The 26,091-nt window shown below is 72.5% G+C and carries 23 protein-coding genes; 12 read left to right on the plus strand and 11 right to left on the minus strand.

The window, feature by feature from the left end; genetic code table 11:
- Positions 1-138 precede the first annotated feature (138 nt).
- From ABD224_RS10590 to ybaK, 4 genes are all read left to right on the plus strand, one after another.
- A complete protein-coding gene (locus ABD224_RS10590; RefSeq protein WP_344049154.1) occupies positions 139-1,713 on the plus strand; it encodes an oxidoreductase in 1,575 nt (524 codons plus the stop codon).
- A gap of 181 nt (positions 1,714-1,894) precedes the next feature.
- A complete protein-coding gene (locus ABD224_RS10595; RefSeq protein ID WP_344049155.1) occupies positions 1,895-2,986 on the plus strand; it encodes a hypothetical protein in 1,092 nt (363 codons plus the stop codon).
- 11 nt (positions 2,987-2,997) lie between these two features.
- Entirely contained in the window at positions 2,998-3,738 is a 741-nt protein-coding gene (locus tag ABD224_RS10600) for an LON peptidase substrate-binding domain-containing protein (RefSeq protein WP_344049156.1), read from the plus strand.
- Positions 3,739-3,779: 41 nt separating this feature from the next.
- Positions 3,780-4,277, plus strand: a complete 498-nt coding sequence (gene ybaK / locus ABD224_RS10605) for a Cys-tRNA(Pro) deacylase (RefSeq protein ID WP_344049157.1) — start codon at positions 3,780-3,782, stop codon at positions 4,275-4,277.
- A gap of 93 nt (positions 4,278-4,370) precedes the next feature.
- On the opposite strand, the gene ABD224_RS10610 is transcribed toward ybaK, so the two are convergent.
- The 3 genes from ABD224_RS10610 to ABD224_RS10620 all read right to left on the minus strand — a co-directional run bounded on the left by ABD224_RS10610 (position 4,371) and on the right by ABD224_RS10620 (position 7,132).
- Positions 4,371-5,060 (minus strand): AAA family ATPase, encoded by a 690-nt coding sequence (locus ABD224_RS10610; RefSeq protein WP_344049158.1) that lies wholly within the window; start codon positions 5,058-5,060, stop codon positions 4,371-4,373.
- A 49-nt stretch (positions 5,061-5,109) separates the two neighbouring features.
- Complete coding sequence (locus tag ABD224_RS10615) at positions 5,110-5,931, minus strand: ABC transporter permease (protein WP_344049159.1); 822 nt, start codon at positions 5,929-5,931, stop codon at positions 5,110-5,112.
- Positions 5,932-6,157: 226 nt separating this feature from the next.
- Positions 6,158-7,132, minus strand: coding sequence for an ABC transporter ATP-binding protein (locus tag ABD224_RS10620; RefSeq protein WP_344049244.1), 975 nt, complete (start codon positions 7,130-7,132; stop codon positions 6,158-6,160).
- Positions 7,133-7,393: 261 nt separating this feature from the next.
- Here ABD224_RS10620 and ABD224_RS10625 point away from each other — a divergent pair, with 261 nt between their 5' ends.
- Entirely contained in the window at positions 7,394-8,062 is a 669-nt protein-coding gene (locus ABD224_RS10625; protein ID WP_344049160.1) for a TetR/AcrR family transcriptional regulator, read from the plus strand.
- 30 nt (positions 8,063-8,092) lie between these two features.
- Positions 8,093-9,031, plus strand: a complete 939-nt coding sequence (locus ABD224_RS10630; protein ID WP_344049161.1) for an MBL fold metallo-hydrolase — start codon at positions 8,093-8,095, stop codon at positions 9,029-9,031.
- A gap of 137 nt (positions 9,032-9,168) precedes the next feature.
- Here ABD224_RS10630 and ABD224_RS10635 read toward each other — a convergent pair whose 3' ends face one another.
- Positions 9,169-10,368 (minus strand): NYN domain-containing protein, encoded by a 1,200-nt coding sequence (locus tag ABD224_RS10635; RefSeq protein ID WP_344049162.1) that lies wholly within the window; start codon positions 10,366-10,368, stop codon positions 9,169-9,171.
- 234 nt (positions 10,369-10,602) lie between these two features.
- Here ABD224_RS10635 and ABD224_RS10640 point away from each other — a divergent pair, with 234 nt between their 5' ends.
- Entirely contained in the window at positions 10,603-10,776 is a 174-nt protein-coding gene (locus ABD224_RS10640) for a hypothetical protein (RefSeq protein ID WP_344049164.1), read from the plus strand.
- A gap of 90 nt (positions 10,777-10,866) precedes the next feature.
- Here the strand turns inward: ABD224_RS10640 and dnaE are convergent, their stop codons facing one another.
- On the minus strand, positions 10,867-14,406 hold the full coding sequence (gene dnaE / locus ABD224_RS10645; RefSeq protein ID WP_344049165.1) for a DNA polymerase III subunit alpha: 3,540 nt from the start codon (positions 14,404-14,406) through the stop codon (positions 10,867-10,869).
- A 326-nt stretch (positions 14,407-14,732) separates the two neighbouring features.
- Between dnaE and ABD224_RS10650 the strand changes: the two genes are divergently transcribed.
- From ABD224_RS10650 to ABD224_RS10665, 4 genes are all read left to right on the plus strand, one after another.
- The gene (locus ABD224_RS10650; protein WP_344049166.1) at positions 14,733-16,085 is read left to right on the plus strand and encodes a DUF2252 domain-containing protein; all 1,353 of its coding nucleotides are present in this window, start codon (positions 14,733-14,735) and stop codon (positions 16,083-16,085) included.
- Between the two features lie 68 nt (positions 16,086-16,153).
- On the plus strand, positions 16,154-16,852 hold the full coding sequence (locus ABD224_RS10655) for a hypothetical protein (RefSeq protein ID WP_344049167.1): 699 nt from the start codon (positions 16,154-16,156) through the stop codon (positions 16,850-16,852).
- A 103-nt stretch (positions 16,853-16,955) separates the two neighbouring features.
- Positions 16,956-17,783, plus strand: a complete 828-nt coding sequence (locus tag ABD224_RS10660) for a thioredoxin domain-containing protein (protein WP_344049168.1) — start codon at positions 16,956-16,958, stop codon at positions 17,781-17,783.
- Between the two features lie 92 nt (positions 17,784-17,875).
- Positions 17,876-19,537: an alkaline phosphatase D family protein gene (locus ABD224_RS10665; RefSeq protein WP_344049169.1), complete on the plus strand. Its 1,662-nt coding sequence runs from the start codon at positions 17,876-17,878 to the stop codon at positions 19,535-19,537.
- 12 nt (positions 19,538-19,549) lie between these two features.
- Here ABD224_RS10665 and ABD224_RS10670 read toward each other — a convergent pair whose 3' ends face one another.
- Positions 19,550-20,128 (minus strand): dienelactone hydrolase family protein, encoded by a 579-nt coding sequence (locus ABD224_RS10670; protein WP_344049170.1) that lies wholly within the window; start codon positions 20,126-20,128, stop codon positions 19,550-19,552.
- Between the two features lie 107 nt (positions 20,129-20,235).
- Between ABD224_RS10670 and ABD224_RS10675 the strand changes: the two genes are divergently transcribed.
- On the plus strand, positions 20,236-21,399 hold the full coding sequence (locus ABD224_RS10675; protein WP_344049171.1) for a mechanosensitive ion channel family protein: 1,164 nt from the start codon (positions 20,236-20,238) through the stop codon (positions 21,397-21,399).
- A gap of 31 nt (positions 21,400-21,430) precedes the next feature.
- On the opposite strand, the gene ABD224_RS10680 is transcribed toward ABD224_RS10675, so the two are convergent.
- From ABD224_RS10680 to ABD224_RS10700, 5 genes are all read right to left on the minus strand, one after another.
- Positions 21,431-22,171, minus strand: a complete 741-nt coding sequence (locus ABD224_RS10680; protein ID WP_344049172.1) for an SDR family NAD(P)-dependent oxidoreductase — start codon at positions 22,169-22,171, stop codon at positions 21,431-21,433.
- A 114-nt stretch (positions 22,172-22,285) separates the two neighbouring features.
- Positions 22,286-22,753 (minus strand): GNAT family N-acetyltransferase, encoded by a 468-nt coding sequence (locus ABD224_RS10685; protein WP_344049173.1) that lies wholly within the window; start codon positions 22,751-22,753, stop codon positions 22,286-22,288.
- Complete coding sequence (locus ABD224_RS10690; protein ID WP_344049174.1) at positions 22,750-23,694, minus strand: RluA family pseudouridine synthase; 945 nt, start codon at positions 23,692-23,694, stop codon at positions 22,750-22,752. Before ABD224_RS10690 ends, ABD224_RS10685 begins: the two co-directional genes overlap by 4 nt.
- Before the next feature lie 76 nt (positions 23,695-23,770).
- On the minus strand, positions 23,771-24,595 hold the full coding sequence (gene lspA / locus ABD224_RS10695) for a signal peptidase II (protein WP_344049175.1): 825 nt from the start codon (positions 24,593-24,595) through the stop codon (positions 23,771-23,773).
- A gap of 61 nt (positions 24,596-24,656) precedes the next feature.
- The gene (locus tag ABD224_RS10700; RefSeq protein ID WP_344049176.1) at positions 24,657-25,676 is read right to left on the minus strand and encodes a TraR/DksA family transcriptional regulator; all 1,020 of its coding nucleotides are present in this window, start codon (positions 25,674-25,676) and stop codon (positions 24,657-24,659) included.
- Positions 25,677-26,091 lie beyond the last annotated feature (415 nt).

Below are 26,091 nucleotides of genomic sequence, written 5' to 3' on the forward strand. Positions count from 1 at the left end.
GGTCACATCCGCCTCCCGCGGAAAGGGTTTGTCACTGCTCGCGTTCAGACTGTCACGCAACGGGCATCACCTGTGGTGCGCGACGCAGAACCCACGAGTAGCCGGGGAAGCACGAGCAGCCGGGGAAGGAGGAAGGCCGTGACCGAGGGGGCCGGCATCCGTGCCGGGGACCCGCCCGGGGACCTGACCACCACCGAGGCGGGCATGTGGCAGGCCTTTCGCAACGGGAGCGAGTACGACCTGCGCAGCGGGGACGCCGCGGTCGACGATCCGCACGGCGGTCTGCCGTGGGGCCCCGAGCGGACCGTACGCGCGCGTGTCGTCTCCTGGCTTCTGCTGGACGGGCCGCCCGCGTTCGCCGGGCGTGTGCCGTCCCTGAAACTGACCGGTCTGCGGATCGCGGGCACCCTGGACCTCGCCGGCGGCACGATCGTGCCGTACGTGGAACTGAAGGGCTGCCGGTTCGAGCAGCAGATCCTCCTGCCGGAGGCCCGCTTCACGACCGTACGGCTGGTGGACTGCTCGGTGCCCCGGCTGGAGGCGGCCCGTGTGCAGATCGAGGGCGACCTGCATCTGCCGCGCTGCCGGTTTCCGGGCGGGATCCGGCTCACCGATGCGCAGATAGGCACGGACCTGCTGCTCAACCAGGCGGTCGTGCACCAGGACCGCACGGGCCGTTCGATCGCCGCCGACGGGCTGACGGTCGGCCAGGACCTCCAGGCGGAGCTGCTGCAGTCGTACGGCGAGTTCAGCCTGCGCAGCGCGAAGATCGGCGTCTCGTTGAACCTGCGCGGGGCACGGCTGGTCAACACACGGGCGCGGTTCGCGCTGAACGCGCCCCGGCTGACCGTCGAGCGCACCCTGTATCTCACTCCGGCGGGCCTGGGCGGTTCGTCCAGCGGTGTGACCCCCGCGCGCGGGACGCGGATCCAGCCCTTCGAGTGCCAGGGCGGGATACGTCTGGACGACGGGCGGTTCGGGGACGCGATCGACCTGGGGCGGGCCCGGTTCTCCTTCACCGGCGAGCAGGAACTGTCGCTGCGCCGGGTGCAGACGCCCGAGCTGCGTTTCCTCGGGGAGAAGCCGTCGGGCGGCAGGGTGGTGCTGTCCGGGGCGCGGACCGTCACCCTCGTCGACCGGGCGAGCAGCTGGCCCGGCCCGGGCCGGCTGCACATGAACGGCTTCGTCTACGAGAACCTGGTGCCGCGGGGCCCGTTCCCCCTGGCCGAGCGCCTGAACTGGGTGGCGGCGGCGACCGCCGAGTACAACCCGGAGCCCTACGAGCGGCTGGCCGCCGTGCTGCGGGCGGCGGGCGAGGACGAGGACGCGCGCGAGGTGCTGCTCGCCAAGCACCGCCACCGCCGCGAGACCTTGCCGATCGCCGCCAAGCTCGTGGGCTACGTCCAGGACTGGACGGTGGCCTACGGGTACCGTCCGGGCCGGGCCGCGGTGTGGATGGCCGTGCTGTGGGCGGCGGGCACGCTCGCGTTCGCGTACGCCGGCCGGCCCTGGGCTCCCCCGGACGAGGCCCCCGACTGGGATCCCGCCCTCTTCACCCTGGACCTGCTCCTGCCGGTCGTCGACCTCGGCCAGGAGGGCCGGTGGCAGCTGAGCGGCGGCTGGCAGTGGCTCGCCTCGGCCCTGATCCTCCTCGGCTGGACCCTGGCCACCACGGTGGCGGCGGGGGCGACCCGGCTGCTGCGGCGCGGCTAGAACGCAACCAGCACCGCGAAACCCCGGCCACCGGACGGCATCCGGGTGCCCGACGAAGCCCGGCGGCCGGGCGGGCGCCTGGCCGCCGGGCGGGCACCTTTTACCCTCTCTTGACCGGCCGCCGTACAACTTTTTCCGGCTTGCCTTCACCCTCTGGCGCGCCGCGACCTGCGGTCCTTCAATGGTCGACACCATGGCTCTGCTCCTCCCGTTCATCCGCTCCCGTACGGCCAAGGGCGCTTTCATCCGCTCCCCCCGTACGGCCAAGGGCGCGCCGTGCCCCGCCGCCGGACTCCCCGCCGACGGCCCTTCCGCCGCCGGTCTCCCCGCCGACGACGAGGTGCTCCTCGACGCGCCCGATGAACACCTCGGCCCGGCGCTGGTCGCCGCCGCCCAGGGCGCCTACGGCCCCGCCGCCGACCTGCTCGCCGCCACCCGCCGGGAGGCCCGCTGGGAGGACCGCGACCGGTATGCGCTCCGGCTGGCCGCCTTCGCCCGCTCGCGCTCCGAGTGGCTGGACGCCTGGCGCGCCGCGGCCCCCCAGGACCCGGACGCGCTGCTGCTCACCGCCCAGCTCGCGGTCGACCGCGCCTGGCCCTCGCCCGCACGGGCCGAGCTGCTGCGCGAGGTCAGCCCGCTGATCACGGCCGCCGCGCGCGCCGACGACCGCGATCCCGTGCCGTGGCGGGTCGCCCTGGACCACGCGCGCGGCAGCCGCGCCGGGCACCGGTACTTCGAGGAGCTGTGGGAGGCCGCGGTCCGCCGCGCCCCGCACCACTACGGCTGCCATGTCGCCGCCCTGCGCTATCTGGCCTCCTGCTGGCACGGCTCCCACCGCGAGTGCCTCGACTTCGCCGACCGGGCCGCCCAGGACGCCCCGGCCGGCTCGCTCGCGCAGGCGCTGCCGCTGCGGGCCGCCTTCTCCTATCTGACCGACGGCTGCGGGCCCGGGATACCGCGGCCCCGGCTGGACGCGGCCGCCGACCGGGCGATCGCCCTGTCCGCCGGTTTCCCGGCCGCCGTGCCCTGGCCCGCGGAGATCCGCAACCTGCTGACCTACGTCCTGATGCGCCTCGGCCGCCGGGAGGAGGCCCTGGCCCAGCTGCGCCTCATCGGCCCGTACGCCACCTCGTTCCCCTGGGACCGGCTGTCGGAGGACCCGCTGGGCCTGTTTCTCGCGCTGCGCCGCGACCTGGGGGCGGCACCGGCGGCGCGGCCGTCCCGGTGGACGCGGGGGAAGCGCGGCGGACGCAACCGCCTCCGCGGCCATTAGGCTTCTGCGTCGTGACCACCGTCCGCCTCCCCCTCTTCCCCCTGAACTCGGTGCTGTTCCCGGGGCTGGTCATTCCCCTGAACATCTTCGAGGAGCGCTATCGCGCCATGATGCGCACGCTGCTGAAGATCCCCGAGGACGAACCGCGCCGGTTCGCCGTGGTGGCCATCCGCGACGGGCACGAAGTGGCCCCGAGCGCCCCGGGCATGCCCGATCCGACGGCCCTGCCCGAGCGCGGTGCCGCGGCCGGGTTCGGCCCCGACCCGGCCAGGGCGTTCCACGGCGTGGGCTGTGTGGCGGACGCGGCGACCATACGGGAGCGGGCCGACGGCACCTTCGAGGTGCTGGCCACCGGCACCACCCGGGTACGGCTGCTGTCGGTGGACGCCTCCGGCCCGTTTCTCGTGGCCGAGCTGCAGGAGCTGGCCGAGGAGCCCGGTGACGAGGCGGGCGCGCTGGCCGAGGGGGTGCTGCGGGCCTTCCGCGAGTACCGGAAACGGCTGGCGGGCGCGCGGGAGCGGTCGCTGTCCACGGGCGCGGAGCTGCCGGACCAGCCGAGCGTGGTGTCGTACCTGGTGGCGGCGGCGATGGTGCTCGACACGCCGACCAAGCAGCGGCTGCTCCAGGCGCCCGACACCTCCTCCCGGCTGCGCGACGAGCTGAGGCTCCTGCGCACGGAGACGGCGATCATCCGTAGTCTGCCCTCGTTGCCGGCCGTGGACCTGACCCACGGCCCGACGAGCCTGAACTGACAGCCCCGTGCACGGCGGGAACGCGCACGGCGAGGAATCCGATGGCGAAGAAGACGAAGAAACAGCCGGGCGGCACGCCGGCGACAGTGGCCCTGACGTCCGCGGGCGTGGAGTACACGGTCCACGCCTACGACCACGACCCCTCCCACCCCTCCTACGGCGAGGAGGCGGCCGAGGCGATGGGGGTCTCCCCGGAGCGGGTCTTCAAGACGCTGGTCGCCGACGTCGACGGCAGGCTCACGGTGGCCGTCGTCCCCGTGGCGGGCTCCCTGGACCTCAAGGCCCTGGCGGCGGCGGTCGGCGGCAAACGCGCGGCCATGGCCGACCCCGTGCTCGCGGAACGCACCACGGGCTATGTCCGCGGCGGCATCTCGCCCCTCGGCCAGCGCAAAAAACTCCCCACGGTCCTGGACGACTCGGCCATGACCCACGCCACGATCTGTGTCTCGGCGGGCCGCAGGGGCCTGGAGGTGGAGCTGTCGCCGAAGGATCTGGCCGTCCTGACCGACGCGGTCCTGGCCCCGATCGGACGCCCGTAGCCGCGCGCCGCCCATGGCCGCGTCCCGTCCGCAGCCGTGCCCCGTCCGCGGGCACGGCCCCCACGGCCCCTCGCGGCCGGCGCGCGCCGAAGGCTACGGCGCCGAAGTCTCCTCGTACGGCCCGTACGGCTCCGGGTCCCGCGGCCCGAACAGCGCCGTCAGCCCGAGGTGGACGACCAGCGCGGCCAGCGACCAGGCCAGCAGCGCCCCCGGTGCCCCCAGCGTCAGCGGCGCCGGGAAGGTGACCCCCTCGCCCACCTCCCTGGCATGGGCGATCACGTCCTGCTCGGGTCCCAGCGCCACCCCCAGCCGCCAGGCCAGCAGCGATCCCAGCAGGCCCCCGAGGCACAGCGCCACCACCAGCGGCACACCCCCGCGCCGCCGCACCAGGAAGACGGTCACCGCGCTCACGGCGCCGAAGGCCAGCCCCAGCAGCGTGAACGTTCCGTCGATCCCGATCGCCTGCTCCCCCTCGGTCTCCTTGGGGTAGACGGCCCAGCTGTTCCCGGAGGCGATCCCGACCAGCGGCACCCGCGGTGCCAGCCACAGCCAGAGCAGCCCCAGCAGCACCCCGCCGAGCGTCACGGCCACCAGGACGACGACGGCCTCCCGGATCTCGGTCCGCAGGCCGGGGCCGTCCTGGTCGTACACGCGCACCGCCGGGGCTCCGGCGGGCGGTTCCTGCCGGTTCCGCGCGGCGTCGGGCTGCCCCAGGTCCGGGGACCGGAACGGCTGTGAGGGCCGCCGGTGCGGCGGCTGAGGTGGAGTCAACGGAGCGGTCACCTCGTCATCGTGCCAGTTGCGTCGAAAATCCGCGTCGTCATCGAAGTCGTCATCGAACGGCAGCCCTGCGGTACGCCCAGGTGGCGACGGCCAGTGAGACCACCCCGACCCCGGCGCAGACGGCCATGTCGGCGAGGACCAGCGCCCAGTCGGGACGGGCCGCGAAGGTACGGGCGTACGCCTCCACGCCGTACGTCGACGGCAGCAGGTCGCGCAGCAGCCTGATCGCTCCCGGCATACGGTCGGGAGGCAGCACGCCGAGCAGCAGCGCCGCCGACATCCCCAGCTGTCCGAGCAGGGTGGCGAGCTCCGGACGCGGTGCGAGCAGCCCGCAGACGGCGCCGAGCCCGGAGAGCGCGGCACCCGCGAGCGGGATCACCACCGCCAGCACCCACAGGTTGCCCAGCGGCAGCCCGAACAGCACGCATCCGAACACGGCGGTCACGAGCGTGCCCGGCACCGTGAAGGACGCGTACGCGCCCGCCGCGCCCAGCACCACGGCCGCGGGCGGCACCGGCAGCGTCGCGTAGTGGTCGAGCCCGCCGCCGGCCCGCAGCTGCCCGAAGTACTGGGCGAGCAGGTTCAGGGCGACATGGGCGACGACGACGACCGACGCGCCGGCCACCACGTAACGGGCCTCGCTGCCGCCGTCGACCACCCCCCGCATCATGACCATGATGCCGACGGACTGGAAGGTCGCCACGAACAGCAGCGGAATCCGCGCCACACGCGCGCGTGACAGCTGGGACCGGTACACGGCGGCCAGCGACGGCCACAGCCGCGCCGACGGCCCGAGCGCGGCCGGCCGTCCGGCGCCGCCGTCCTGTACGGCCGTCGCGCCCGGCAGCACATCGGCGGGTACGACACTCACGTCGAACTGCTCCTCTTTCCTGCTGCGGCGTTCCCCGCGGCGTTCTCCGCGGCGCTTCCCGCAGCGTTCCCCGCGGCGGACCCGGTCCGCACCGCGCATGCGGTGCGCGGGGCGGCCGCGGGTGCCGTTCCGGACGCCGTGCCGGCGCCGGGCGGGACTCCCGCGGCACCCGCGCGGTCCCGTCGATCCTCCCACCGATCCGGTACGGATTCCCCGGCTCGCGCGCTCACCCCTTCACCAGCCCCTGCCGGGCGGCGCCGCCCAGCGCCAGGTACACGTCCTCCAGACTGGGGGTGGCCAGGGTGAAGTCGTCCAGGGCGGCGAAGGCGGCCCCGCCGGTGACGGTGGCGACGGCGGCGCGGGCCTCCTCGGGGGCGAGCCGCAGCGTCCAGCGGCGTCCGGACTCCACGGCCCGCTTCCTCAGGGCGGCGACCTCGGGCACCTCCAGGGGCGCCCGTTCCCGCCAGACCAGTTCGACGCGCACCTCGTCGGCGACCCGCTCCTTGAGCGCGGACGGGGTGTCGCAGGCGATGACCCGGCCCCGGTCGAGGACGGCGACCCGGTCCAGGACGGTCTCGGCCTCGATGACGTTGTGGGTGACCAGCACCACCGTGGTGCCGCGCTCGGCGCGCCGCCGGTCGACGGCGGCCCACACCGCCCGCCGCGCCACCGGGTCCATGCCGGTGGTCGGCTCGTCGAGCACCAGCAGCGGGCGCTCGCCGACCAGCGCGGCGGCGACGCAGGCGAGCCGCCGCTGGCCGCCGGAGAGCTTCTTCAGCGGGCGTCCGGCGATCGGCGCGAGTCCCAGTTCGTCGAGGACGGCGTCCCGCTCGGCGCGCGCCTGCCGGAGGCCCAGACCGCGCAGCCGCCCGGTGGTCTCGGCGGCGAGGGAGACGGTCAGCTCGTCCAGGGCGGTGGACTCCTGTCCGAGGTAGGCGAGGATCCGCGCGGCCCGCTCGGGGTGGGCCACGATGTCGTGGCCGAGGATCCGTACGGTGCCGCGGTCGGGGCGCATCAGCCCGGTGAGCTGGCGTACGAGGGTGGACTTGCCGGCGCCGTTCGGACCGAGCAGTCCGAAGATCTCACCGCGCCGGACGTCGAGCTCGACCCCGTCGGTGGCCCGCACCTCGGGGGTCGCGGGTGCACCGCGCCGGCCGCGCAGCGCGGGATAGGTCTTGGTCAGCCCGCGCACCGCGCACACGATGTCGTCCTCGGGCCGAGGTGCCTGTACCGCGCGCGTACTCACAAAGGACGAGCCTACGGGGTCGCCCCCGTCCCCCCGCCCTCGGGTCGCCCTTCCGCCCCGCACCGGCCGGGGGGACGCACCGGACATCCGGGGAGGGACCGGTGCCCCGGCGGCAGGACGACCGCTCGATTCCGGCCGCGGATTTGGACTGTACTGTAAAGTCCAGAACGAAAGTCCAGAACGAAAGTCCGGAACGACGCCGGGGAAGGAGCCCGCATGGCCGCCCGTACGGAGGACGTCCCGGCCGCGGGGGCCGGGCGCCGCGGATCGCCCTCCGATGCGAGGATCCTGCGCGCGGCGAAGGAGCTCTTCCTGGCCCACCGCTACGCCGGGGTCTCCCTGGAGCGGGTCGCCGAGCGCGCCGGGGTCTCCCGGCAGACCGTCTACAACCGCTTCGGTTCGAAGGAGGCGGTCTTCCGGGAGATGGTCCGCGACCACTGGTCGGCGTTCGCCGGGCAGGACCACCTGCCGGCCGCGGGCGACGAGGACGCGAGCGCCGAGGAGGTGCTGCGCGCGTTCGCCCGGTCGCTCCGGCGCTTCGCCGAGGAGACGGACCAGATCCGCTTCGCCCGGCTCGTGGTGGCCGAGTCCGCCCGCCTGCCGTGGATCGCGGACGAGTTCCACCGGCTGGGGAAGGGGCCGGTGGTGGCGGCGTTCACCGACCGTCTCGACGCCCTGGTCCGCGACGGCCGTCTGCGCTGCCCGGACACCCGTCTCGCCGCGCGGCAGTTCATGGGCCTGGTCCAGGAGTTCCTCGTCTGGCCGCGCGTCATGGGCTTCACCGAGGAGATCGCCGGCCTGCCCGACGCGGACACGGTGATCGACGAGGCCGTACGCACCTTCCTCGCCCGCTACGCACCCTGGGACGGGAGCGGCTCGGCCTGACCCCGCCCCGCCCGCCCTGGAGGACCTGTCATGCCCGCACCCGGAATCGTGCTCGGCGACGTCGGGATCACCCGTGTGATCGAGTGGTCCGGCCCCGTCCGCACTGTTCGCTTCGTCATCCCGGACAGCGACGAGGAGACCTGGCGGCGCAACGAGGACTGGCTGGCGCCCGACTTCTGGACGCCCGCCGACGACGCCTACCACTGCCGCGTCCAGACCTGGGTGCTGCGCAGCGAGGGCCGGACGATCCTGGTGGACACCGGCGTCGGCAACGGCCGGGACCGCCCGCAGGCCCCGCAGTTCGCCCACCTGCACACCGACTTCCTCGCCCGTCTGCGCGCGGCCGGCGTCGAGCCCGAGGACGTCGACGTCGTCGTCAACACCCACATCCACTACGACCACGTCGGCTGGAACACCGTGTGGCGCGGCGGGCAGTGGGTCCCCGCCTTCCCCAACGCCACCTACCTGGTCCCCCGCGCGGACCACCGGTACTTCGACCCTGCCGGCCCGGGCCCGGGCGGCGGCCGGCCGCCGCGTGACGACCACGAACGCATCCGCTGGGAGGGCAGCAGGCTCGTGTTCGAGGACAGCATCGCCCCCGTCGAGCGCGCCGGGCAGATGGTGCTCTGGGAGGACAGCCACCGCATCGACGGCAACCTGCTGCTGGAGGCGGCCCCCGGCCACACCCCCGGCTCGTCCGTCCTCACCCTGCGCTCGGGCACCGACCGCGCCGTGTTCGTCGGGGACATGCTGCACAGTCCCGTGCAGCTCCTCGAACCGGGCTGGAACAGCTGCTTCTGCGACGACCTCCGGCTCGCCGCCAGGACGCGCCGCGCCTACCTCGCCCGGGCCGCGGAGCGGCGGGAGCTGGTCGTCCCGGCGCACTGGCCGGGGCACGGTGCCGCCGAGGTCCGGCGGGAGGGCGACGGCTTCGCCGTCGCGGAGTGGGCCGGCTTCCCGCGCGACTGAGACGTCCGCGCCCCGGCGGCCGGGAACCAGCCGGCCGCACGGCGTGCTCACCCCGCGCACCGGGGAGCTCGCCGGACCCACGGCTGGAGGCGCCGGGCGCGCTTCAGCCCACCCTCCTCACCGAGCCGGGCGGCCGCTCACTCCCCGCCGGAGGCCCGCAGGTCGATCTCCCGCCAGAAACCGGCCCGGATGGCGTACCGGTCGCGCTCGTCGATCTGGTCGTCCTTGTGCGCGAGCAGTCCGAACCGGGCGGCGTACCGCAGCAGCTCGCCGTCGATGCGGTGCGGGATCCTCGGGTACATCGACGACAGCTTCTGCAGATGCGCCTGATCGTTCAGCCGCTCCACCCAGCGCCGGGCGAAGACCTGTCCGACCTCGTACGGGTCGCCGCCGACGGTCGTGATGTCCTCCTCCCGGTCCGCCCATCGCTGCTCGGCCGTGGTCAGCTGGGCCAGGGTCGGCATGGACATGGCCTCAGGCGGCTCGGCGGGCACACCGCGGTCCACCCAGCCGCGGTCGGAGGACCAGCGCAGGGTGGCCGTGGCGGGGTGCTGGACGGACGGGGTGCCGGAGGCACGCAGCTCGGCGAGGTCCTTGGGGGTGGGCACGCCCTTGCTGGCCGGCACCCGCTCCTCGGTGCCGGCCGACGCGGTGGCCGCGGCCGGATGCGGGGCCGGCTCGGCGGGGCGTTCGGCGGCCGCGCCGAGCACGGACTCGGGCAGCGGCGCGGAGAGGATCGCGGCGATCTCGGGACGGGGCGCGGGCGGGGGTGCGCAGACGCCGCCGACCTCCTTGGCGCGGACGGCCTTGGTGATCCATGTGCGGTCCAGGACGCGCCGCTCGTCGGCCTCGGCGACCAGGTCCTCGGACTGGTTGTAGTCGCCGTCGGCGGCCTGCACCGCCCACAGGTGGACGGCGACGCCGTGCTCCTTGGCGGCCATCATGCCGGGCAGCAGATCGCCGTCGCCGGTGACGAGGACCACGTCGGAGCAGGCGCGGTTGCGGGCCAGTTCGGTGAGTTCGGCGTGCATGGCGGCGTCCACGCCCTTCTGCGCCCAGCGTCCGTCGCTGCGGGTGAGCGCACCGAGCCGGACGGTGACCCGGGGCATCACGCGCAGCCGGCGGTGCTCGGGCTGCGGTACGCGGTCGGGAGCCCCGTCGAACCAGTAGATGCGCAACAGGGGCCGCTGCGTGTCGGACTCGGCCTGTTCGCGCAACCCCTGGACGAGAGCGGCGTGGTCCACGGTGATCCGGGACCGCGACGGTTCCCCGGCGAGAAGACTCGCGGCGGCCCCCAGCAGATACCCGGCGTCCACCAGGACGATGCAGCGGTCCACGCGATCCACCCTCTCTCCGGGAGGTTGCTTCGGGTTTGCTTCGGCCTTGCTTCGAGTCTGCCCGACCCGGGCGGGGTTAACGGCCGGAACTCGATCTTCGGCGTGGCGTTTCGGAGACCGGTGATCCGATGACCCTTGTTACATACGGTAATTATCCGACATGCGTTCTTTGACAGCCTATGTGAGTCTGGTCCCGGCCCTGGCCCCTAGATCCCCCACAGGAGGCTGATGACCATGGCCAAGAACCGGAAGCAGGACCGCAGTCGGCAGAAGGCGTCCGTGGCCGCGAACGGACCGCGGGAGACGGACCACTCCGTGACGGAGTCGCAGCCCGAGCACCACACGCCGCAGACGAGTCCCACCGACACGGGCCGCAAGGGACGCCAGAAGCGTTTCGGTCACAACTGAGCTGCCGGGCACGGACGTTGAACAGGCCCGCACAACGGCGAGGGGCGTGCCCGGTGTTCCCGGGCACGCCCCTTGTGCACATCGGCGGGCTCAGCCGGCCAGGCAGGACGGTCCGAGCAGCCCCTTCAGATCACCGAACAGCGCGGGGTCCGGCTTGACCCGGTGCCGGTCCAGACGCAGCACGGTCGTCTTGCGCGGCCCCTGCAGTCTGATGCGGACCTCGCTGTCGCCCTTGTGGTGGCTGAGGATCTCGCCGAGGCGGCTGACCAGGGAAGGGGTGACCCTCAGGGCGGGGATGGTGAGGACCACCGGCGCGGTGCTGCCCGCGGTGGACAGGTCGGGGACCATCAGCTCCATCGCGACCAGGCGGGGCACGTCCTCCCGCTTGTCCAGGCGGCCCTTGACGAACACCACGGCGTCCTCGACGAGTTGGGTGGACACCAGCTGGTACGTCGCGGGGAAGAACATGCACTCGATGGAGCCGGCCAGGTCCTCGACGGTGGCGATCGCCCAGGCGTTGCCCTGCTTGGTCATCTTGCGCTGGAGGCCGGAGATGATGCCGCCGATGGTGACGGTCGAACCGTCGGCGAACTCACCGCTGTTGAGCTGGGCGATGCCGGCGTCGGCCTTGTCGGCGAGCACGTGCTCCAGGCCGAAGAGGGGGTGGTCGGAGACGTACAGGCCGAGCATCTCCCGCTCCTGGGCGAGCAGGTACGCCTTGTCCCACTCCTCGGTGGAGAACTCCACGTCCAGCCCGAAGCCGGGCTCGTCGCTGCTCTCCTCGCCCATCCCGCCGAAGAGGTCGAACTGGCCCTCGGCCTCCTTGCGCTTGACCGCGACCACGTTGTCGATCATCGACTCGTACCGCGCCATGAGGCCCTTGCGGGTGTGGCCCAGCGAGTCGAAGGCGCCGGCCTTGATCAGCGATTCGGTGGTGCGCTTGTTGCAGACCACCGCCTCGACCTTGTTCAGGTAGTCGGGGAAGGAGACGTACTTCCCCTTGGCCTTGCGGGTCCTGATGATCGACTCGACGACGTTGGTGCCGACGTTGCGCACGGCGGACAGGCCGAAGAGGATCACGTCGTCGCCCTGCGCGGCGAAGTTGGCCTCGGAGTCGTTGACGTTGGGCGGGAGCACCCGGATGCCCATGCGGCGGCACTCGTTGAGGTAGACCGCCGACTTGTCCTTGTCGTCCTTGACGGAGGTCAGCAGGGCGGCCATGTACTCGGCGGGGTGGTTGGCCTTCAGATAGGCGGTCCAGTACGACACCAGGCCGTACGCGGCGGAGTGGGCCTTGTTGAAGGCGTAGCCGGCGAAGGGGACCAGCACGTCCCACAGGGCCTGGATGGCCTCGTCGCTATAGCCGTTCTTGCGGGCGCCGGCCTGGAAGATGACGAAGTTCTTCTCCAGCTCCTCGGGCTTCTTCTTGCCCATCACACGGCGGAGGATGTCGGCCTCGCCGAGCGAGTAGCCGGCGATGATCTGGGCGGCCTTCTGCACCTGCTCCTGGTAGACGATCAGGCCGTAGGTGACGTCCAGGACCTCCTTGAGCGGCTCCTCCAGCTCCGGGTGGATGGGCGTGATCTCCTGCTGGCCGTTCTTGCGCAGGGCGTAGTTGATGTGCGAGTTCATGCCCATCGGGCCCGGCCGGTACAGGGCCGACACGGCGGAGATGTCCTCGAAGTTGTCCGGCTTCATCATGCGCAGCAGCGAGCGCATGGGGCCGCCGTCGAACTGGAAGACGCCGAGGGTCTCGCCGCGCTGGAGCAGCTCGAAGGTCTTGGGGTCGTCGAGCGGAAGGCTCAGCAGATCGATGTCGATCCCCTTGTTGGCCTTCACCATCTTGACGGCGTCGTCCATGATCGTGAGGTTGCGCAGGCCCAGGAAGTCCATCTTCAGCAGGCCGAGCGCCTCACAGCTCGGGTAGTCCCACTGGGTGATGGTCACGCCGTCGGTGTGCCTCACCCAGACGGGGACGTGGTCGACGATGGGCTCGCTGGACATGATCACGCCGGCCGCGTGCACGCCCATCTGCCGGACCAGGCCCTCCACGCCGCGCGCGGTGTCGATGACCTTCTTCACGTCCGGCTCGTTCTCGTACATCGCGCGGACCTCGGCCGCCTCCGAGTACCGCGGGTGCTCGGGGTCGGTGATGCCGGACAGCGGAATGCCCTTGCCGAGGACGTCGGCGGGCATGGCCTTGGTGATCCGGTCGCCCATGGCGTACGGGTAGCCCAGGACGCGCGCGGCGTCCTTGATGGCGTTCTTGGCCTTGATGGTGCCGTAGGTGCCGATCTGGGCGACCTTGTCGGCGCCGTACTTCTCGGTGACGTACCGGATGACCTCGGCGCGCCGGCGCTCGTCGAAGTCGATGTCGACGTCCGGCATGGTGATGCGCTCGGGGTTCAGGAACCGCTCGAAGATCAGGCCGTGCGGGATGGGGTCGAGGTCGGTGATGCCGAGCGCGTAGGCGACGATCGAGCCCGCCGCGGAGCCGCGGCCGGGGCCCACGGCGATGCCGTTGTTCTTGGCCCACATGATGAAGTCGGCGACCACGAGGAAGTAGCCCGGGAACCCCATCTGGATGATGACGTCCATCTCGTACTCGGCCTGCTTCCGGCGGTCCTCGGGGACGCCGTCCGGGTAGCGGCGCTCCAGGCCGCGGCGGACCTCCTCCTGGAACCAGGTGACCTCGGTGTAGCCCTCGGGGACGTCGAACTTGGGCATGAGGTCGCGCTTCTCGAACATGCCCGTGGTGTCGACCATCTCGGCGATCAGCCGGGTGTTGTCGCAGCCCTCCTGCCAGGCGTCCGAGGAGTCGAGGGCGTACATCTCCTCGGTGGACTTCAGGTAGTAGCCGGTGCCGTCGAACTTGAAGCGGTCGGGGTCGGAGAGGTTCTTGCCGGTCTGGATGCACAGCAGGGCGTCGTGGGCGTCGGCCTCGTGCGCGTAGGTGTAGTGCGAGTCGTTGGTGACCAGGGGCGGGATGCCGAGCTTCTTGCCGATCCGCAGCAGGTCGTCGCGGACCCTGCGCTCGATCTCGATGCCGTGGTCCATCAACTCCAGGAAGTAGCGGTCCTTGCCGAAGATGTCCTGGTAGTCGGCGGCGGCCTTCAGGGCCTCGTCGAACTGGCCGAGGCGCAGCCGGGTCTGCACCTCCCCGGAGGGGCAGCCGGTGGAGGCGACGATGCCCTCGGACCACTGGGCGATGGTCTCCTTGTCCATGCGGGGCCACTTCTGCAGCCAGCCCTCGGCGTAGGCGTCGGAGGACAGGCGGAAGAGGTTGTGCAGGCCCGTCTTGTTCACCGCCCACATCGTCTTGTGGGTGTAACCGCCGGAGCCGGAGACGTCGTCCCGCTTCTGGTGCGGCTGGCCCCACAGGATCTTGCGCTTGTTGCGCCGGGACTCGGGGGCGACATACGCCTCGATGCCGATGATCGGGGTGATGCCGGCCTTCTGCGCGGAGTGGAAGAAGTCGTACGCGCCGTGGAGGTTGCCGTGGTCCGACATGGCGATGTGCGTCATGCCCATGTCGGTGCAGGCCTTGAACATGTCCTTCAGCCGCGCCGCACCGTCCAGCAACGAGTACTGGGTGTGGACGTGCAGGTGCGTGAACGGCGGCTTCGACACAGTACGGCCTCCATCAGGAAGACTAGACGACCAGCTGACAACGAGCTGACGACAGGCTTCGGACAGTTCTGGAACAGCCTCGAAGTCTAGGCCCCGGCGCCGACACCGGGGCGGACATCGCGACAGGACGGGGGTGCCCCGGACGACCGTGCCGGAAGGCCTTGACAAGGAGTGGCCGACGGGTGAGGGGTGGGACGGGTCCGCGCCGTACCTTCGGGCGGAAGGGCACGGGCACTCCCCCGCACCGCCGGACGTTGGTGCCGGGGAAGGCCCGGCCGGACCCGACTCCACATGTCAGCGCACACCGCACCTGGAGGCACTCCGCGATGTCGGTCCCCCCGCTCAACGACGAGCAGACCCGCGGCAAGGAGATCCTCGCCGTCCTCGACACCGCTTTCGGCGATCTCCTGGCGGCCGACCCGGCCGCGCTACGCGTCCTGTACCGCAGGCTGGCGGCCTCGGCTCTCGCGTTCCACCGGGGCACGGCGTGCCTCTTCTACCACGACCTGGGCTCCGGGAGCGCCGGCCAGGGGGGCGCGGGGACGGCCGGCGGTCCGTACCTGGACGAGCGCACCTCACGTGTGTGGATCCACGGCGATCTGCACGTGGAGAGCTTCGGCACCCGTCTGGACGCGAACGGCTGCCTGGTCTTCGGTGCCGACGGCTTCGACGAGGCGTACGTCGGCCCGTTCACCTGGGACCTCAAGCGCTTCGTCGCCTCCCTCGCCGTCCTCGGGTACGCCAAGGCGCTCAGCGACGGGCAGATCACCGAGCTGGTGACCTGCTACGCGACCGCCTACCGCGAGCGGATCCACGCCCTGGCCACCGGTGCCGGAAGCGACGAGGGGCCGCCCCTCACCACGGACACCGCCGAGGGCCCCCTCCTGGCCACGCTGCGCGCCGCCCGCTCCCTGACCCGTCTGGGGCTGCTGGAGTCCATGACCGAGATCCGCGACTTCGAGCGCCGCTTCACCTCCGGCGGCGACGCGATCGAGCTGGACGCGGCCACCCGCTACAAGGTGCTCGCGGCCTTCGACGGCTATCTGGAGACGCTGCCGGACGCGTCGCTGGCCCGCCCGGAGTCCTACCGGGTGAAGGACGTCGTCGGCCGCGGCGGCCCCGGGTCCGGCCCGGCCGGCCGGCCCTCGTACGACATCCTCCTGGAGGGCCACAGCGACGCCCTGGAGGACGACGTGGTGATCTCCATCAGACAGGCGCGGACCTCCGCGGTCTCCCGGCACATCACCGACCCGGCGATCCGGGACCGCTTCGCGCACGAGGGCCACCGCACGGTGGTCTGCCGGCGTGCCCTGCAGGAGTACCCCGACCCGTGGCTGGGCTGGACCGAGCTGGACGGCGCGGGCCAGGTGGTGTCCGAGGTCTCGCCGTACGCCGTCGGCCTGGACTGGGAGGGCATCGACGACCCGGAGGAGATCGCGCAGGTGGTCGCCGACCTGGGCCGGGCCACGGCCGCCATGCACGCGGCGGCGGACGACCCCTCCGGCGAGTCGCCGGTGCCGTTCTCCGCCGAACGGGCCATCGACGCGGCGATCGCGGGCGACGAGGAGGGCTTCGTGCCCCTGCTGGTCGGCTTCGCGCACGCCTACGGGGCACGCGCGCGTGCCGACCACCGGATCTTCGTGGATCTGCTCCGCAGCGGACGGATCCCGGGTCTGTAGACAAAACAGGACCGCGGCAGAACCCTTAGGAGGGCCTTACAGGCCCACGTGACACACTCTTCTCTCGTATGGACATATCCGGGACCCCGCTCAGAGCCGTACGCGCGGCGCTGTTCACGGCCATGGTCGTGACGCTCAGCACCGCGTCGCACGTGCTGCTGTCCCGGGTCCCGCTGCCGCTGAACACGGTGACCGCGGTCACGGCCGCCGTGTTCGTGCTCGCCTACGCCCTGGCCGGGTGCGAGCGCGGCTTCGGGCGGATCGCCGCCCTGCTGATCCCTCTGGAGCTGGCCGCCGACACCGTCTTCACCACCGGCCAGCACGTCTGCTACGGCGCCGCGGGCGGCCCGGTCGCCGGGCCCCTGCGGTCGGTGGGCTTCGACCTGCTGTGCGGCGGGGACACCGATGTGGGCGCCCCGCTGGCCCGGATGACCGGCACCGGCACCGACCGCCCGGCCGCCCTGCTCGCCGACGCCGCCCCGGCCACCGCCTGGCTGCTGCTGGCCGCGCACATCGGCGTCGGTCTGCTCGCGGCCGGCTGGCTGCACCGCGGGGAGCGGGCGCTCGCCCAGATGCTGCGCGCGGTGACCGCGACGACGTTCCGTCCGCTGCTGGTCGCGGTGGCGGCGATCACGGTCCGCCGGCCCCGGACGACGCGCCGCCCGGCGCGTCCCGCACCCCACCACTGCGCCCTGCGCACCCGTCTCCTCGTGCACTCCGTGGGACGGCGTGGACCACCGTGCTCGGTCCCCGTCGCCGTCGTCTGAACGGCGGCGGCCTTCCGAGTCCGGCAGTCCCCATTCCCCCATCCCGTCATTCCCGTCATTCCGCGCACGACAGAGCTGCGCGTCCCACAGGAGAACACCGACCATGAGCAAGCGGAACAGCCAGGAGGCGAAGAGGGCGGCCCGGGAGCGGCTGCGCGCCGAGCGCGAGCGCGAGGCCAAGCGGGCCAAGCTCAAGCGGCAGATCGTCGTCGTCTGCTCGGCCATAGCCGTGGTGGCGGCGGCCGGCGGCATAGGCTACGCCGTCGTCCAGGCCAACAAGCCCACCCGCTGGGAGGCCGCGAAGGAGCAGAAGAAGGTCGTCGCCCCGGCCAACACCTCGGGCAAGGACGGCACGACGGTCGTCATCGGCAAGGACTCCGCCGAGAAGACCCTCGCCGTGTACGAGGACCCGCGCTGCCCCATCTGCGCCATCTTCGAGCAGACCCTGGGCCCGACCATCAAGAAGGACCTCGACGCCGGCAAGTACAAGCTGCAGTTCGTCGGGGCCTCCTTCCTCGACGACAAGCTCCAGGGCGAGGGGTCCCGCAAGGCCCTGAGCGCGCTGGGGGCCGCGCTGAACGTGAGCCCCGAGGCCTTCCTCGAGTACAAGACGGCGCTCTATTCGGCCAAGTTCCACCCCGAGGAGAGCGAGGACAAGTTCAAGGACGAGTCCTACCTGTTCAAGGTGGCGGACACCGTCGACGCCCTGAAGGACAACAAGGCGTTCCAGAACGACGTCAAGAACGGCACCTTCGACAAGTGGGCGCTGGTCATGAGCAAGAAGTTCGACGAGGACAGCAAGAAGTACGGCCTCACCGGCACTCCGAGCCTGGTGATGGACGGCAAGAAGGTCACGGGCAACGACGGCCAGAACACCCCGATGACGGTCCAGGAGTTCACCGCCGCGATCGACAAGGCGCTGAAGGGCTGACGCCTTCCGCGGGGTGACCCGCGCCGAAGAGCGGGCGAACTTTCGCCGGTTCGCCCGCTCTTTGCATGTACCTGTCAGTAATCTGGTCGGCCGTGACCAGACGACACAGATCCTTCGAGAGCCTCAACTCTCTTGCTCCACGCCGCCGTACGGTCGTCAAGGCCGCGGCGGCCACTGCTGCTCTGGCAGGACCGCTCGTCGCCGCAGCGCCCGCGCGGGCCGTCACCGGGGCCCCCGCCTTTCTGCACGGTGTCGCCTCCGGTGACCCGCTGCCGGACGGCGTCCTGCTGTGGACCCGGGTGACCCCCGTGCCCGAGGCGACACCCGGCTCCGGAATCGGCCCGGACATCGAGGTGAGCTGGGTGGTGGCCACCGACAAGGCGCTCACGAACGTCGTCGCCGAGGGGTCCGTCACCGCCACCGCCGCCTCCGACCACACCGTCAAGGCCGACGTCCGGGGGCTGGAGCCGGCCACCGACTACTGGTTCCGCTTCTCGGCCGGCGGCACCGGCTCCCCCGTCGCCCGCACCCGCACCGCGCCCGCCCACGACGCCGCCGTGCCCCGTCTGCGCTTCGGCGTGGTCTCCTGCGCCAACTGGGAGGCCGGCCACTTCGCCGCCTACCGCCACCTCGCGGCCCGCGGCGACCTGGACGCCTGGCTGCACCTCGGGGACTACATCTACGAGTACGGCTCCGGCGAGTACGCGGCCCGCGGCAGGGTCGTACGGCCGCACACCCCCGCCCACGAGATCCTCACCCTCGCCGACTACCGTGCCCGGCACGCGACGTACAAGACCGACCCCGATCTGCAGGCGCTGCACCGCAGTGCGCCGGTCGTCGCGATCTGGGACGACCACGAGTTCGCGGACAACGCCTGGTCGGGCGGCGCGGGCAACCACACGGAGGGCACCGAGGGCGCCTGGAGTGCCCGTCAGGCGGCGGCCAAGCAGGCCTACTTCGAGTGGATGCCGGTACGCCCGGCCGTCGAGGGCACCACCTACCGGCGGCTGCGCTTCGGCAGGCTCGCCGATCTCTCCCTGCTGGACCTGCGCTCCTTCCGCTCGCAGCAGGCCGCCCTGGGCAGCGGCTCGGTCGACGACCCGGACCGCACCCTCACCGGCCGCGCCCAACTCGACTGGCTCAAGGCCGGCCTGACGGCGTCCGACACCACCTGGCGGCTGGTCGGCAACTCGGTGATGATCTCCCCGTTCGTCATCGGGTCGCTCACCGCGGACCTGCTCAAGCCGCTGGCCAAGCTGCTGGGGCTGCCGCAGGAGGGCCTGGCCATCAACACCGACCAGTGGGACGGCTACACCGGCGACCGCCGGGAACTGCTGGACCACCTGCGCTCCCACGCCATCCGCAACACCGTCTTCCTCACCGGCGACATCCACATGGCGTGGGCCAACGACGTCCCCCTGAACGCCGGCACGTACCCGCTGTCGGAGTCGGTCGCCACGGAGTTCGTGGTCACCTCGGTGACCTCCGACAACCTCGACGACATGGTCAGGGCCCCCGAGGGCACGGTCTCGGCGGCCGCCGCCCCGGTGATCCGCGCCGCCAACCGGCACGTCCACTGGGTCGACACCGATCGCCACGGCTACGGCGTGCTGGACGTCACCGCCGACCGGGTGCAGATGGACTACTACGTGCTGTCCGACCGCACCAGCCCGGACGCGACCTCCGCATGGGCCCGTTCGTACCGCACCCGCAGCGGCACGCAGAAGGTCGAGCGGACCTACGACCCCGTGTGAGGCCCGGCGTTCTCACGCCGTGCCGAGCTCCTCGAGGAAGCCGAGTGCCACCCGCCAGGTGGCCTCGGCGGCCTCCTCGTCGTAGTCCGGCAGTCCGGGGTCGGTGTAGAGGTGCCCCGCCCCCCGGTACCGGTGGACCTCCACATCGGCCCCGATCCGGCCCATCTGCAGATACCAGGCGGTCAGCCAGTCGTCGGGCTCGAACGGGTCGGGTTCGGCCACGTGCAGCTGGACGGGCAGGCTGTCCACGCTCGCGTTCGGCGCGATGTCCGAGGTGCCGTGCAGAAGCAGCAGACCGCGTGCCTTGTCGTCGCCGAGGGCGAGGGTCTGCGCGACGGCCGCGCCCAGCGAGAAACCGGCATAGACCAGCCCCCGCTCCGAGTAGGGCGCCGCGGCCAGCACGGCCCGCTTGAGCAGCTCGTCCTTGCCGACCTCGTCCTTGAAGGCCATGCCCTCCTCGGCCGAGTCGAAGGTGCGCCCCTCGAAGAGGTCCGGCGTCCACACCGTGTGCCCGGCGGCGCGCAACCGGTCCGCCGCCTGCCGCACCGCGGGTCTGAGGCCGTAGGTCGAGTGGAAGAGCATGATGTTCATGAGGCCATGGTGCCAGCCGGGTACGACAGCCCCGGACCGCGGCCGGATCCGCGGAGGGACGAACGTCACATGTTCATGTCCCCGCGGCGCCGGTTAAGCACTCGGGCATGGAGACCATACTCCGCCCGCTGATCGTGACCGGCGGCGCGATCGTCCTGACCCTGATCATCGGCTGGGCCACCGACCTGCTGCTGCGCAAGGCCGGCGAACGGCACCGCGACACCCCGCTGTGGGGTCTGCTGCGCCGTGCCCGCCTCCCCTATCACCTCGTGCTGTGCACCGCCCTGCTGAGCGGGTCCCACGACCAGGCCGGGCTGCCGGAGGAGTACCGCGGAGGCGTCGACCGGGTGCTGGCCCTGGTCCTGATCGGATCGGCCGCCTGGCTGGCGATCCGGATCGCGAGGGCGGTCGTCGAGACGTCGTACGCGCGGTACGCCAACGCCCGGGAGCACCGGGACCCGGCCCGGGTGCGGCGGGTGCGCACCCAGATCGAACTGATCATGCGGGTGGTCGCCGCGGTCGTCATCGTGGTGGCCGCCGCCTCGATGCTGCTGACCTTCCCGGCGATGCGCGCGGCCGGCGCCTCGCTGCTGGCCTCGGCCGGCATCCTCGGCATCGTCGCCGGTGTCGCCGCGCAGTCCACGCTGAGCAACATGTTCGCCGGACTGCAGATCGCCTTCGGCGACATGGTGCGGATCGGTGACATCGTGGTCGTGGACGGGGAGTGGGGCACCGTCGAGGAGATCACGCTGACCTCCTTGACGGTACGGACCTGGGACGAGCGCCGGATCACCATGCCGGTCTCGTACTTCACGTCCAAGCCGTTCGAGAACTGGTCGCGCGGCACCCCGCAGATGACCGGCACGGTCTTCTTCCACCTGGACCACTCCGCGCCCATGGACGCGATGCGCGAGAAGCTGCGGGACATCCTGCGCGCGTGCCCGGCCTGGGACGGCCGCGCCCACAGCCTGGTGGTCACGGACACGACGCCGACCACGATCGAGGTGCGCGCGCTGGTGACGGCGAAGGACGCCGACGACCTCTGGACGGTCCGGGTCACGGTCCGCGAGCAGCTCCTCCGCTGGCTCGTCGAGCACCACCCCCATGCCCTCCCCCGCGTCGCCGCGGCCGACGCGGTGCAGCCCCCGGACCGCTTCGACCGTCCCGCCACGCCCCACGACGGCGCCGCGCGGTCCCCTTTCGGCGGACCGGGGACGGACCGCGGCCGGCCGGCGACCGGCACGGCGGACGCCGAGCCGCCGGCCCACTGAGCCGCTGGGCCTCGCCGGCGGGGCGGCGGGGTCAGTGGCCGCGTTCCGCGCCGCCGTTGACCTGGATGATCTGGGAGGTGATGTGGGCGGCGGCCGGGGAGGCCAGCCAGTGGAGGGTGGCGGCGATGTCGCCCGGAGTCCCGGCACGGCCGGTGGAGGTCTCGGCGATCAGCTGCTCGCGCCGGGCCTCGTCCAGCCCCTCGCCGAAGAAGCCGGTGTCCTCGACGTACCCCGGCGCGACCACGTTCACCGTGATGCCGCGCGGGCCCAGCCGGCGGGCCAGCGCGTGGGCGTAGGGGTGCAGGGCGGCCTTGGAGGCGGCGTAGGCGCTGCTGCCCGAACCCCGGTACGCGGCGATGGAGCTGAGGAACAGCACCCGGCCGCCCGGTTCGGCGAGCCGGTCCTTCAGGGCCTCGGTGAGCAGCACGGCGGTCAGGGTGTTGAGCCGGAAGGCGACCAGCCAGTGGTCGGCGACGCGGTCGAGCGGATCGTCCCGCTCCGCCTGCGGCTCCAGCCGCCCCGATCCCCCGGCGCTGTGGATCAGCACGTCCACCGCCCCGAGCTCGTCGGCCACGAACCGGGCGACTCTCCGCACGTCCGCCGCGTCGCTCAGATCGGCGGCGTACGTCAGCGCGCCCGGCACCCGGGCCCGGCGCAGCACCTCCTCCCGCCGCCCGAGCAGCAGGACCTGGTCCCCGCCGTCCGCGAAGGCCCGCGCCGCGGCGAGTCCGATCCCCGTACCGCCCCCGCTGATGACGACGTTGCGACTCATGATCCGAGCCTACCCACGCGGGCCGCGGGCCACCGCGGAGCGCGTGCGTCCGGGCGGCGCGGTGCCCGGCCCACGGTCCCCGCAGTCCTCGCGCCGGCGGCACCCGGCCGCGGGCTACACCGTGCGCCGCATCGCCCGGTGCGGAATGCCCGCCTCGGAGAACTCCGGCCCGTACGCCGTGTAGCCCAGCCGCTCGTAGAAGCCGAGCGCGTGGGTCTGCGCATGCAGGTCCACCGCCGTGAGACCACGCGCGCGTGCCGCGTCCTCCAGGGCGCGCACCAGGGCCACGCCGATGCCCAGCCCGCGTGCCTCCCGGACGACGGCGAGCCGCCCCAGGGAGCCGACCGACTCGTCCCCGCCGGTCCTGGCGGCGGCGGCCTCGCCGTACAGCAGCCGCCCGGTGCCGAGCGGCACGCCGTCCTCACGGACCGCCAGCACATGCACGGCCACGGCGTCGTGGGCGTCGTACTCGATGTCCTGCGGGACGCCCTGCTCGACGACGAAGACCTCCTTGCGCACCGCGAAGCACGCCTCCCGGTCGGCGGGGTCCTCGGCGACGCGCACCGTGTACGACGTGCTCACGCGTAGGTCTCCTCACGGACCTGGTCCAGGGCCTTCTGCAGGTCCTCGGGGTAGTCGCTGGTGAACTCCACCCACCGGCCGTCGGCGGGGTGCTCGAAGCCGAGCCGCACGGCGTGCAGCCACTGGCGGGTGAGCCCGAGCCGCCCGGCGAGCGTGGGGTCGGCACCGTAGGTCAGGTCGCCGACACAGGGGTGGCGGTAGGCGGCCATGTGGACGCGGATCTGGTGGGTGCGGCCGGTCTCCAGCTTGATGTCGAGCAGGGAGGCCGCACGGAAGGCCTCGATCAGGTCGTAGTGGGTGACGGAGGGCTTGCCGTCGGCGGTGACCGCCCACTTGTAGTCGTGGGTCGGGTGCCGGCCGATGGGGGCGTCGATGGTGCCGCTGGTCGGGTCGGGGTGGCCCTGGACGAGGGCGTGGTAGCGCTTGTCGACCGTGCGCTCCTTGAACTGGCGCTTGAGCGACGTGTACGCGTACTCGGACTTGGCGACCACCATCACACCGGAGGTGCCGACGTCCAGGCGGTGCACGATGCCCTGACGCTCGGCGGCACCGGACGTCGCGATGCGGTAGCCGGCGGCGGCGAGGCCGCCGACGACTGTCGGCCCGGACCAGCCGGGGCTGGGGTGGGCGGCGACGCCGACCGGCTTGACGATCACGACGACGTCCTCGTCGTCGTGCAGGATCTCCATGCCCTCGACCGGCTCGGCGACGACCCGCACGGGCGCGGGCGCCTGCGGCATCTCGACCTCGAGCCAGGCCCCGCCGCGCACCCGCTCGGACTTGCCGACCACCGCGCCGTCGACCAGCACCTTGCCCGCGGCGGCCAGCTCCGCCGCCTTCGTACGGGAGAAACCGAACATACGGGAGATGGCGGCGTCGACGCGCTCGCCCTCCAGGCCGTCGGGCACAGGCAGGGTACGGATCTCGGGAATCGTGCTCACCCCGTCGAGTATGCCGGACGGACCGGAGGGCCCCGTACGCGCATACCGCGGCTGCCGCGGCCCCGGTTCGGCGGTCTCAGTCCTTGTGGACGGTCCCGTCCGGGTCCAGGCCCCGGAAGGAGAGCAGCACGATCAGGACGCCGCCGCAGACGATCGCCGAGTCGGCGAGGTTGAAGACGGCGAAGTGCTTGGGCGAGATGAAGTCGACGACCGCCCCCTCGAAGACACCGGGCGCGCGGAAGATCCGGTCGGTGAGATTGCCGAGCGCGCCGCCGAGCAGCAGGCCGAGCGCGATGGCCCAGGGCACGCTGTAGAGCTTGCGGGCGAGACGGACGATCACCACGATCACGACGGCCGCGATGACCGTGAAGAGCACGGTGAAGGCCTCCCCGAAGCCGAAGGCCGCGCCCGCGTTGCGGATCGCCTCCAGCTGCAGCCAGTCGCCGATGAGGCGGATCGGCGGGCGGTGCTCCAGCTTGGCGACCACGATCATCTTGCTGATCAGGTCCAGGGCGTAGGCGACGGCGGCGACCATGAACAGCACGGCGATCCGGCGCGGGCCGCGGGGCCTGCCCTCCCCGGCGCCGTCCTGCGGCTCGTCCGTGCGGCCGTCCGTGCGGTTGTCCGTGCGACCGTCCGTACGGGAGGAGGGAGCGGGCGTCCCGGACGCCTCGGACGCCCCCGCCGTCCCGGTCGCCTCGGCCGCATCGGCCGCATCGGCCGTCTTGACCGTCCTGTCCTCCCCCGCCGTACCGTCGGTGCCGGGGCCGTCGGCCGGTTCCTGTGCCCCCTCGGCCCCGGACCGCCGGCCGGGCGCGGTGTCCCCGCCCGGCCTTTCCTGCTCGTCCCCTGCCGTGCGCGGGGTGTCCGGCGTACCGATGATGCGCTCCGCCTCTGCCACGTGAGTCCCTCGACCTAGGTACCTGACTGAGGACGAGACTACGGCACCCCTCGAAGGACGATCAGTACCGGCGTTCCTGCTTCTGCTTGCACTCCACGCACAGGGTGGCCCGTGAGAAGGCCCGCATCCGGGCCTTGCCGATGGGGTTGCCGCAGTTCTCGCACAGACCGTAGGTGCCCGCGTCGAGCCGTTTCAGGGCACGCTCGGTCTGGGTGAGCATCTCACGCGCGTTGGCGGTCAGCGCCATCTCGTGCTCACGCGTGATGTTCTTGGTACCGGTGTCGACCTGGTCGTCCCCCGCGCCGTCGCCGGAGTCCCGCATCAGGCCCGCGAGGGACTCCTCGGAGGAGCTGATCTCGGTGCGCAGCCGTTCCGTCTCGGACAGCAGCTCCGCGCGCGCCTCGGCGACCTCCTCCGCGGTCCAGGGGTCCTCGCCCGGACGCACGGGGAGGTCGGCCGGGTCCACCACCGCGGCGACGCGTGCCTTGGGGACGGCGGTCTTCTCCGTCGCGGCCGTCTCGGAAGTCTTCTTCGCAACCACCGTCGTGGCTCCCGTCTGCTGTGCGGCCCGAGCCGCGCCCGCCTTCTTGGCCGTCCTCTTCTTGCCGGTGTTCTCGCCGGTGTTCCTGCCGGTGTTCTCGCCGGCGTTCCTGCCCGTGCCCCTGCCGGTGGTCTCCCCGGCCTCGGCCCGTCCGGCGGCAGTGCTCCTGGCGCCCGCCTTCCGTGCGGCGGGCTTCTTCGTGGTGGTGCCCCTGGTCCGGGGCTCCTTGGGGGCGGACCTCTCCGCCGCCGGCTCCTTCGCGTCCGGCGTCCCCGGCGCGGTCTCCTCCGGCGGGGGCTTCGCCGCCCTGGTCCTCTTCGCGTCCGTCGTCCTCGCAGCCGCCCTCCGCGTGCCCTGCGCAGAAGATGCCTGCGCGGCCCCGGCGGGCCCGGCTGCGGGCGGTTTCCTCATGGCCGCCGCCTCCTTCGCGGCCGTGGCCCGGGACACCGCCCGAGTGGGCCTCCTGGCCGCACCGCCGGCGGCACCGGTGCTCCGGGACCTGCCGGACGCCGACTGCTCGGCGGTCTTCTTCGCCACCATGGCCGCGGCCCCTTCACATATTGTGATCTTGTTCGCGAATCGTGCTGGGACGATAAATCGACTCGAGTCCCGCGGCAACGGGGCACGCCGCCCGATTCGCCCGCCCCGCACGTGCCGCGGGACCGACATGAATGCGTTGTGCCCAGCTCTTCGCCGGGTAATCCGTTCAGCCGCGCTTCCTGCGGTCCGAACGGCTCCGCCACGCCATTCGGGTCAGCGCCCGTCCGGGAAAACCGGTCGGCCGCCGTCCTCCGGGCGCCGTACACTGGGCGGAGCGAAAAGCGTTGATGGGGACGAGTAGCGGCGTACGCAGCCCAGAGCGACCCGGGGACGGTGGGAGCCCGGGGGCGAGCGCGACGTGAAGATCACCCCGGAGCCGCCGGAAGAACGCCCGAGGGGCAGCCCGAGGGTCAGT

The organism is Streptomyces thermoalcalitolerans (assembly GCF_039525155.1).
GTDB lineage: Bacteria > Actinomycetota > Actinomycetes > Streptomycetales > Streptomycetaceae > Streptomyces > Streptomyces thermovulgaris.

Bases quoted from the DNA above. Each gene is read 5' to 3' on its own strand.
- ABD224_RS10625 (WP_344049160.1), top strand. From the start codon at position 7,394: ATGGCCGCCCGTACGGAGGACGTCCCGGCCGCGGGGGCCGGGCGCCGC.
- ABD224_RS10650 (WP_344049166.1), top strand. From the start codon at position 14,733: ATGTCGGTCCCCCCGCTCAACGACGAGCAGACCCGCGGCAAGGAGATC.
- ABD224_RS10595 (WP_344049155.1), top strand. From the start codon at position 1,895: ATGGTCGACACCATGGCTCTGCTCCTCCCGTTCATCCGCTCCCGTACG.
- ABD224_RS10700 (WP_344049176.1), bottom strand. From the start codon at position 25,676: ATGGTGGCGAAGAAGACCGCCGAGCAGTCGGCGTCCGGCAGGTCCCGG.
- ABD224_RS10655 (WP_344049167.1), top strand. From the start codon at position 16,154: ATGGACATATCCGGGACCCCGCTCAGAGCCGTACGCGCGGCGCTGTTC.
- ABD224_RS10675 (WP_344049171.1), top strand. From the start codon at position 20,236: ATGGAGACCATACTCCGCCCGCTGATCGTGACCGGCGGCGCGATCGTC.
- ABD224_RS10630 (WP_344049161.1), top strand. From the start codon at position 8,093: ATGCCCGCACCCGGAATCGTGCTCGGCGACGTCGGGATCACCCGTGTG.
- ABD224_RS10640 (WP_344049164.1), top strand. From the start codon at position 10,603: ATGGCCAAGAACCGGAAGCAGGACCGCAGTCGGCAGAAGGCGTCCGTG.
- ABD224_RS10660 (WP_344049168.1), top strand. From the start codon at position 16,956: ATGAGCAAGCGGAACAGCCAGGAGGCGAAGAGGGCGGCCCGGGAGCGG.
- ybaK (WP_344049157.1), top strand. From the start codon at position 3,780: ATGGCGAAGAAGACGAAGAAACAGCCGGGCGGCACGCCGGCGACAGTG.
- ABD224_RS10680 (WP_344049172.1), bottom strand. From the start codon at position 22,171: ATGAGTCGCAACGTCGTCATCAGCGGGGGCGGTACGGGGATCGGACTC.
- ABD224_RS10670 (WP_344049170.1), bottom strand. From the start codon at position 20,128: ATGAACATCATGCTCTTCCACTCGACCTACGGCCTCAGACCCGCGGTG.